Origin of the sequence: Mycobacterium sp., from assembly GCF_035570115.1 — a bacterium.
In the GTDB taxonomy this organism is placed as follows: Bacteria; Actinomycetota; Actinomycetes; order Mycobacteriales; family Mycobacteriaceae; genus Mycobacterium.
Map to the genome: position 1 here is coordinate 1 of NZ_DATMLH010000095.1, position 7818 is coordinate 7818.

Consider the following 7818-nt stretch of genomic DNA (forward strand, 5'->3'; position numbering starts at 1 on the left):
CCCATCGTTGCGGACATATCACCCGTTCGACGGCGACGGCATGCTGCATGTGATCGGCTTTCGCGATGGAAAGGCCTTCTACCGCAATCGCTTTATCCGCACCGACGGTTTCCTGGCCGAGAATGAAGCGGGCGAGCCGCTGTGGCCGGGGCTCGCCGAACCGCTGCACTTGGCCAAGCGTGAACAGGGCTGGGGGGCTCGCACGAAGATGAAGGACGCGTCGAGCACCGACGTCATCGTCCACCGGGGTATCGCCCTGACCAGCTTCTACCAATGCGGTGATCTGTACCGCCTCGACCCGTATTCGGCCAATACGCTCGGCAAGGAGACCTGGGAGGGCGACTTCCCGACCGAGTGGGGTGTGTCCGCGCATCCCAAAGTCGACACCAAAACCGGCGAACTGCTGTTCTTCAACTACAGCAAGCGGGCCCCGTACATGCACTACGGCGTTGTCGACGAAAGCAACCAGTTGGCCCACTACGTCGACATCCCGCTGCCCGGACCGCGGCTGCCGCACGATATGGCTTTCACCGAAAACTATGTCATTCTCAACGATTTCCCGTTGTTCTGGGATCCGAAGCTGCTCGAACGCGATGTACATCTGCCGCGGTTCTATCCCGACATCCCATCGCGGTTCGCCGTGCTCCCGCGTCGCGGCGGAACCGGCGACATCCGCTGGTTCGAGGCGGACCCGACGTTCGTGCTGCACTTCGTCAACGCCTACGAAGACGGCGACGAGATCGTGCTGGACGGATTTTTCGAAGGGGCTCCGCAACCCGTCGACACCGGCGGCACGCAGTGGGACAAGCTCTTTCGCTTCCTGGCGCTGGATCGGCTGCAAGCCCGGCTGCACCGGTGGCGGTTCAACCTGGTCACAGGTGCGGTGCGAGAACAGCAACTATCGGATTCGATTACCGAATTCGGCACGATCAACGCCGATTACGCGGCCAGCGACTATCGCTACAGCTATGCCGCCACCGGCAAGCCGGGCTGGTTCCTGTTCGACGGGCTGGTCAAGCATGACCTGCACACCGGAGCAGAAGAGCGCTACCCGTTCGGCGACGGCGTCTACGGAAGCGAAGCCGCGATGGCTGCACGGGTGGGCGGCAGCGGCGAAGACGACGGCTATCTGGTCACACTGACCACCGATATGAACACCGACGGCTCCTACTGCCTGGTCTTTGACGCCGCACGAGTCAGCGATGGTCCGGTATGCAAACTTGCACTGCCCGAGCGGATTTCCAGCGGTACCCATGCCACGTGGGCACCGGGGGCACAGTTGCGGCGCTGGCATATCGCCGACTCCCCGGCCGGCGCGATCGGGCTGTGAGTGACGTCGGCGCCCGGCGGCGTGACGCCGACCACGCTGAGCCCCGGCGGCACGAATGCCGTAGGGCGGATCCTCGGTCTACTCGGCGACGAGTGGACGCTGCTGATCATCCAGCAGGCGCTGTTGGGGGCAACCCGGTATGGCGAATTCATGCGGCGGCTGCCGATCTCGAACTCGGTGCTCACCAACAGGTTGCGGGCGCTGACGCATGACGGACTGCTGGTCCGGACGGCCTACCGGGCCCGGCCGGTGCGTGCCGAGTATCTGATCAGCCAACGCGGACGGGCCCTTTGGCCGGTGCTGCTGTCGATCTGGGAGTGGGAGCGACGATGGGTGCCTGAGCATGTCGACCGGCTCCCGGGAATGCGCCACACGATCTGTGACAGCGACTTCGCGCCCACGCTGACCTGCCGATCGTGCAGCGAGGTGGTAACCGAAAAACAGGTCACGGCCCGCTGGGGTCCCAGCGGCTCGTGGCCGCGGTCAGTACCCGAGGCGGTCACCCGACGCAGAGCCAATGCTGACGGCAAATCCCATCAGGCCGGGTTATTCCCCGAGACGATGAGTGTGTTCGGAAACCGTTGGGCGGCTGCGCTGTTGGTGTGCGCATTCCTCGGAACCAGCCGCTTCACCGATTTCCAGACGCAGCTTGGGGCACCTCCGACACTGCTGGCCGGCCGACTGCAGACCTTCTGCACCAATGGTGTGCTTTCCGCGTCACGACACGCCGGGCAGTCCCGCGCTCGTTATCAACTCACCGAAAAGGGGCGAGCGCTCTTCCCGGTGATCGTCACCGCGCTGCAGTGCGGCCAGCAATGGTTTCACGCGCCGGAAGGGCCGGCCGTGATGATCACCCATCTCGGCTGCGGCCAGCCGTTCACCGGGGAGTTGACCTGCGACCAATGTGCTCAGCCGCTCAGAGGTGCTCAGGTCAGCGTCGGCTAGCGGGATCGATCGCCGCGCGGCGACGACGCCAACGCCCACACCGAGCAGACCACTGCGGCACTCGCGGCGCCGCCGCCGACGTAAAGACCGTAGGCGGCCGCCACCGGCGGCTTGACGTTGACGTCGTAATACCAAACCGTCAACGCAACGACGAGCAGCGAGATCACCAGCGCGGCAACCGATGCCGGCTTCGCCGACAAGCCCCTGGCGACCATCGCGCCCGCCACCAGCAGCGTCGAGGACAGCAGCACGATCAGCTGACCCGGCCCGAAGCCCGGCGGAAGATGCAGGCTGCCGGCGCTGCCACCGATGGCGTTGGCCCAGCCGCCACCGTTGATACCCGTCCTCAACCACGGCAGCCACGCGCTCACCGACACCGTCGCGGCGAACAGCGCAACCAACCATCCGGGGCGTAGGCGGGTCATACTCGATCAGGCCGGCGCGAAGACCGTGACGAACTTGTTCAACGATTCGCGGATATCGCTGCGCAAGGCGGCGGCGACAATCATGCCGATGGGCCCGAACAGCGCCGGACCCCCGAGATGCACATCGAGGGTGACGACCGAGTCATGGATGTCAGGGCCCTTCGGCTTGACTTTGGCGATCAACTTGACTTTGACACCGCCGACGCCGTCACCATCGAGCGTCATGGCCTCCGGCGGCTTGTAATTCACGATCGTCCATTTGATTCGGTTGGGCATGCCCTTGACTTCGACGATCGACTCGATGACCGCGCCCTTCTCCAACTGCTCGGGCAGCTTGCTTCGCCACACCCGGTGGATGGTCAGCCACTCCTTGTAGCGGGACAGGTTTGACGCATCCTCCCAAGCCTTTTGGGGCGGCAGCGGTACGTCGATGGATACCGAAAGTTTCGCCATGGATGACTTCTACTGGTCGCCTTTCTCGTTGTCTTTCAAGACGTTCTTCGCCGCCTCCTGCACCGAGTTGACGGTGTCCTTGAACTTGCCGTCGGTCTTGGAATCGACGAACTCGCCAGCCTTGTCGATCGCGGCCTCGACAGTGTCGGCGTTCTGGGCCAACAGGTCCTTGGCCTTGTCCAGGAATCCCATGTTTCGTCCTTTCGTTATCTCCACACCATCAAATCCGTTGGCGCATCAGGGTCTATCCACCAGCCGCCACCACGGGTCCAATTCCGCCGTCGCCGTGGGATCGACCCGCTCCCCCGGTTTTGGCACCGCAACCTGGATGTGCGCGGCGTCGGCCGCGGCCAGCAGCCGCTCAATCGGTTCGGCCCACGGGTGCGGCGCCAGCCGGAACGTGCACCAGTGGATGGGTACCAGCAGTCGGCCGTTGACGTCCAGATGCGACTGGACCGCCTCCTCGGGATTCATGTGGATATCCGGCCATGTCCGGTTGTAGGCGCCGACCGGCAGCAGCGTCACGTCGAAAGGTCCGTGCTCAGCGCCGATCTCCGCAAAGCTTTTGGTGTAGCCGGTGTCGCCGCCGAAGTACGCCCGATGCGCAGGGCCGATGATCGCCCACGACGCCCACAGCGTGCAGTTGCGGTTCAGGAAGCGGCCGGAGAAGTGCCGGGCCGGCGTGCAGATCAGCGTCAGTTCGTCGACCTGCGCCTGCTCGTTCCAGTCCAGTTCGATGATCCGCTCGTCGGGAATGCCCCAATCACGCAGGTGCGCACCGACACCCAGCGGAACGACGAATGGGGCCCACTGGCTGTGAGCCAGTGCGACGATGGTGTCGATGTCGAGGTGGTCGTAATGGTCGTGGCTGATCACGATCGCGTCCAACGCCGGCAGCGCGTCCAGCGGCACCGGCGGTGGATGCATTCGCCCGGGGCCGACGATGTCGGACGGTGAGCAGCGCTCACTCCACACCGGGTCGGTGAGAACGCGATACCCGTCGACCTCCAGTAGCGCCGTCGAGTGGCCGAACCAGCTGACCGCGATCTGGCCGGCACCGGTTTCGAAGGCTCGGGCCTCTGGCGTCACCAACGGGATCGCCGCCGCTGGCCGGGTCGCGCCGCGGTTACCGACGACCTCCCACAACATCTGCCGCTGTTCCTCGCGGTCGATGCTGAACTGGGACGCAGGCTCGAGGTTGACGAACGCGCCGTCGCGGAAATTCGGCGACCGCTCGGCCGTCGCACGGATGTCGGATGGTTGGGCTCCGAGCGCGGCCGGCGCACCATGGAGCGCGCGCAGCACCCATCCACCTGTTGCCAGCGTGACGGTGCCGGCGGCCAGTCGTAGCGCCTCGCGCAGCATGCGATCAGGCTCCCTGGAACTTCGGTGGCCGCTTCTCGACCCGGGCCACCTGCGCTTCGATCACATCTTGGCTGCCCCACGCCTTGTCGAAAAGCTCCTTTTGCACCGGCGAGGGCTCTTCGATGGAGCCGTCGTCGTTCAGCACCCGCTTGGCGTGCTGGATGGCCAGCGGCGCCAGGCCGGCGATCTCGGCGGCCCAGGCTTGCGCATCGGCCAGCGTGCCGATCCGGTTGGCCATTCCGGTCACCAGCGCGCTCTCGGCGGTCAGCTTCTCCGCGGAGAGCAACATCGCCCGGGCTCGCCCATGGCCTGCCAGCGAAGATAGTCGATGGATACTCCAGTTATCCAGTGCCAGACCGTATTTCGACGTTGGGAACTGAAAGAACGCATCGGGTGCGACCACCCGCAGGTCACATTGCATCGCCAGTTGCAGGCCCGCCCCGATGGCCGGGCCGTTGATCGCGCCGATCACCGGGACCAGCGCCGCGTCCATGGCCTTGTGTAGTTCGATGAGCCGGTCGGGATAGTCGGCGGCGAACGCGTCGCCGCTCAGGTCGGCGCCGGCACAGAACACGGTGCCCTGCCCGGTGAGGACGACGGCACGGACATTCTCGCCGGCCGCCTTCTCGACGGCCTCGCGCAGCTCCTCGACGAGCTGGGAGTTCAGCGCGTTGCGCCGTTCCGGCCGCTGCATCTCAATGGTCAGGACGTCTTCGACGCGGGTCACACCAATCATGCGCCCAAGCCTATTAGCCTCAGGCCCGTGAGCCGGATCGGGACCGATGAACTGCGCGACGCGGTGCTCGACGAGGGAACCTTCATCAGCTGGGACACCACGCCGCTGGTGGTGCCGACGAACGCGTCGTACGCCCGCGAGCTTGCCGAGGCCCGGGCCACGTCCGGCCGTGACGAATCGGTGCTGACCGGCGAGGGCCGGGTGTTCGGGCGGCGGGTAGCGGTGGTGGTCTGCGAGTTCGAATTCCTCGGCGGCTCGATCGGGGTCGCCGCGGCCGAACGGATCACCGACGCTGTGCAACGTGCCACCGCCGAGCGGCTGCCGCTGTTGGCGTCGCCGAGCTCCGGGGGTACCCGGATGCAGGAGGGCACGGTCGCGTTTCTGCAGATGGTCAAGATCGCAGCAGCCGTCACACTGCACAAACAGGCGCACCTGCCCTATCTGGTGTACCTGCGGCACCCGACCACCGGCGGGGTGTTCGCGTCATGGGGTTCGCTGGGGCACCTCACCATCGCCCAGCCGGGGGCACTGGTCGGCTTCCTGGGACCGCGGGTGTACGAGCAGCTGTACGGCGAACCGTTCCCCGCTGGCATCCAGACCGCCGAGAACCTGCAGCGGCATGGGGTGATCGACGCGGTCGTGCCGCTCGGGGAGCTGCGCGGCATCCTCGACCGTGCGCTCAAAGTGGTCGCCGACGACGCGGGGCCACCGCCGGATCCCTCGCCGCCCGAACCGCTGCCCGACGTCCCGGCCTGGGACTCGGTGCTGGCGTCGCGGCGGCCGGACCGACCCGGGATGCGGCAGCTGTTGCGACACGGCTGCACCGAACAGGTGCTGCTGTCCGGCACCGAGCAGGGTGAAGCGGCGACCATGCTGCTGGCGCTGGCCACGTTCGCCGGTCAGCCCGCGGTGGTCCTCGGCCAGCAGCGCATCGTCGGCGGGCTGGTCGGGCCCGCGGCGTTGCGCGAGGCCCGTCGCGGCATGGCGTTGGCCGCCGGTCTGCGGCTACCGCTGGTGCTCGTCATCGACACCGCCGGCCCGGCGCTATCGGCCGAGGCGGAAGAGGGTGGACTGGCCGGCGAGATCGCCCGGTGTCTGGCTGAGCTGGTCACGCTGGACACCCCGACGGTGTCGGTGCTGCTCGGTCAGGGCAGCGGCGGCCCCGCCCTGGCGATGGTCCCGGCCGACCGGGTGCTGGCCGCACTGCACGGCTGGCTGGCGCCACTGCCGCCCGAGGGCGCGAGCGCGATCGTCTTCCGCGACACCGCGCACGCCGCCGAACTGTCTGCCGCACAAGGGATCCGATCGGCCGATTTGTTGGCGTCGGGCATCGTCGACGTCGTCGTGCCGGAGCACCCGGACGCCGCCGAAGAGCCGAAAGAGTTCTGCAGCCGGCTGTCCGTGGCAATCGCCGCCGAGCTGCACGCGCTTCGCGGGGTGGCAGATGCCGAACGGATGGCGGCGCGCCTGCGGCGATACCGCGGCATCGGGCTGCCCTAGCCCTCCGGCGGGCCGAGATGAGGCGCTGAATCGAATGCGTCGGCCGCCCAGCGATGCGCCCAGGTCTGCAGCGGCTCGAGCGCTGTCATCAGCGAATTACCGTGTGCAGTAAGGAAATAACCCGCGTCTGCGTGATCCACGATGGACAACTGCCGCAGTTCCTTCAACCGGGTGTTGAGCGACCCGGGGTTGGTGTCGCAGGCCGTTTGCAGTGCCCGGAAAGTCAGCGGCCCGTTGCGCAGTTCCCACAGCAGCCGCAGAGCGCCGCGGCGACCCAGCGCGTCGAGGGCCACCATGATCGGCCGCCCCGAGCGGGAGCCGCGGGCCGACGAACCGATGCGGGGCGAATTCATGCTTTACATTTTGTAGCACGAGAGCTACCGTCGCCACCATGCCATGCTACAAAAATGATAGCGCTCGCATTGCTCCAGCCGCCGAGCCGTTACCCGACGACATCGCGCAAGCCATCGACGCGATCATGCGCGGACGCCCGCCCCTGGTGTTGTTCACCACGTTGGCCCGCGATCGCCGGCTGTTCTTCAAGTTCTTCAACTCGGGGTTGCTCGACCGGGGGCATCTGACCATCCGGCAACGCGAGATCGTCATCGACCGGGTGACGGCGTCCTGCGGCGCAGAGTACGAGTGGGGCGTGCACGTCAGCGTCTTCGGCGCGAAAGCCGGCCTGACAGAAGAACAAATCACGTCGTTGACGGTCGGCAGACCCGACGATACCTGCTGGACCGACGAAGATCGGCTGCTGATCCGGTTGTGTGACAGCCTGCACGACGACTGCACAGTCGACGACGAGCTTTGGGCAGAGCTCACCAAACGGCATTCGGACGAAGCAGTGCTGGAACTGCTCATGCTCGCGGGCACCTACCGCACCGTCAGTTACCTGGTGAACTCACTGCGGTTGCCACCAGAACCCGGCGCCCGCCGATTTCCGCTATCGCGCGAGAATTGAGACAGGTCCGTCCAGCGAGGGTTCCCACAGCTAGCGGCAACAATCAGGCATCATGGGCGGCATGGACACAAGTGCGACCTCGCCCCGGGTTTTGGTTGTC

General features: G+C 66.3%; 10 protein-coding genes. 4 read left to right on the forward strand and 6 right to left on the reverse strand.

Going from position 1 to position 7818, the window contains the following annotated elements; translation table 11 throughout:
* A partial coding sequence (locus tag VNW74_RS08475) for a carotenoid oxygenase family protein (RefSeq protein ID WP_325676159.1) occupies positions 1-1330 on the forward strand: 1330 nt, incomplete at its 5' end.
* Positions 1331-2275 carry a winged helix-turn-helix transcriptional regulator gene (locus VNW74_RS08480; RefSeq protein ID WP_325676160.1) on the forward strand — a complete coding sequence of 315 codons (945 nt, stop codon included), beginning with the start codon at positions 1331-1333 and terminating at the stop codon, positions 2273-2275. It abuts the gene before it with no gap.
* On the opposite strand, the gene VNW74_RS08485 is transcribed toward VNW74_RS08480, so the two are convergent.
* Genes VNW74_RS08485 through VNW74_RS08505 form a run of 5 tightly spaced genes read right to left on the reverse strand, consistent with a single transcriptional unit; the run spans position 2272 to position 5254 of the window.
* Complete coding sequence (locus VNW74_RS08485) at positions 2272-2700, reverse strand: hypothetical protein (RefSeq protein WP_325676161.1); 429 nt, start codon at positions 2698-2700, stop codon at positions 2272-2274. The two genes, VNW74_RS08480 and VNW74_RS08485, sit on opposite strands and share 4 nt — an antisense overlap.
* A 6-nt stretch (positions 2701-2706) precedes the next feature.
* Positions 2707-3153 (reverse strand): type II toxin-antitoxin system Rv0910 family toxin, encoded by a 447-nt coding sequence (locus VNW74_RS08490; protein WP_325676162.1) that lies wholly within the window; start codon positions 3151-3153, stop codon positions 2707-2709.
* A 9-nt stretch (positions 3154-3162) separates the two neighbouring features.
* Complete coding sequence (locus VNW74_RS08495) at positions 3163-3345, reverse strand: antitoxin (RefSeq protein ID WP_325676163.1); 183 nt, start codon at positions 3343-3345, stop codon at positions 3163-3165.
* 45 nt (positions 3346-3390) lie between these two features.
* Positions 3391-4518 carry an MBL fold metallo-hydrolase gene (locus VNW74_RS08500; protein WP_325676164.1) on the reverse strand — a complete coding sequence of 376 codons (1128 nt, stop codon included), beginning with the start codon at positions 4516-4518 and terminating at the stop codon, positions 3391-3393.
* A 4-nt stretch (positions 4519-4522) separates the two neighbouring features.
* On the reverse strand, positions 4523-5254 hold the full coding sequence (locus VNW74_RS08505; protein ID WP_325676165.1) for an enoyl-CoA hydratase: 732 nt from the start codon (positions 5252-5254) through the stop codon (positions 4523-4525).
* Positions 5255-5281: 27 nt separating this feature from the next.
* Here VNW74_RS08505 and VNW74_RS08510 point away from each other — a divergent pair, with 27 nt between their 5' ends.
* The gene (locus VNW74_RS08510) at positions 5282-6754 is read left to right on the forward strand and encodes a carboxyl transferase domain-containing protein (protein WP_325676166.1); all 1473 of its coding nucleotides are present in this window, start codon (positions 5282-5284) and stop codon (positions 6752-6754) included.
* Here VNW74_RS08510 and VNW74_RS08515 read toward each other — a convergent pair.
* A complete protein-coding gene (locus VNW74_RS08515; protein ID WP_325676167.1) occupies positions 6751-7107 on the reverse strand; it encodes a winged helix-turn-helix transcriptional regulator in 357 nt (118 codons plus the stop codon). The genes VNW74_RS08510 and VNW74_RS08515 overlap by 4 nt on opposite strands.
* Positions 7108-7145: 38 nt before the next feature.
* Between VNW74_RS08515 and VNW74_RS08520 the strand changes: the two genes are divergently transcribed.
* Positions 7146-7718, forward strand: coding sequence for a carboxymuconolactone decarboxylase family protein (locus tag VNW74_RS08520; RefSeq protein WP_325676168.1), 573 nt, complete (start codon positions 7146-7148; stop codon positions 7716-7718).
* Positions 7719-7818 lie beyond the last annotated feature (100 nt).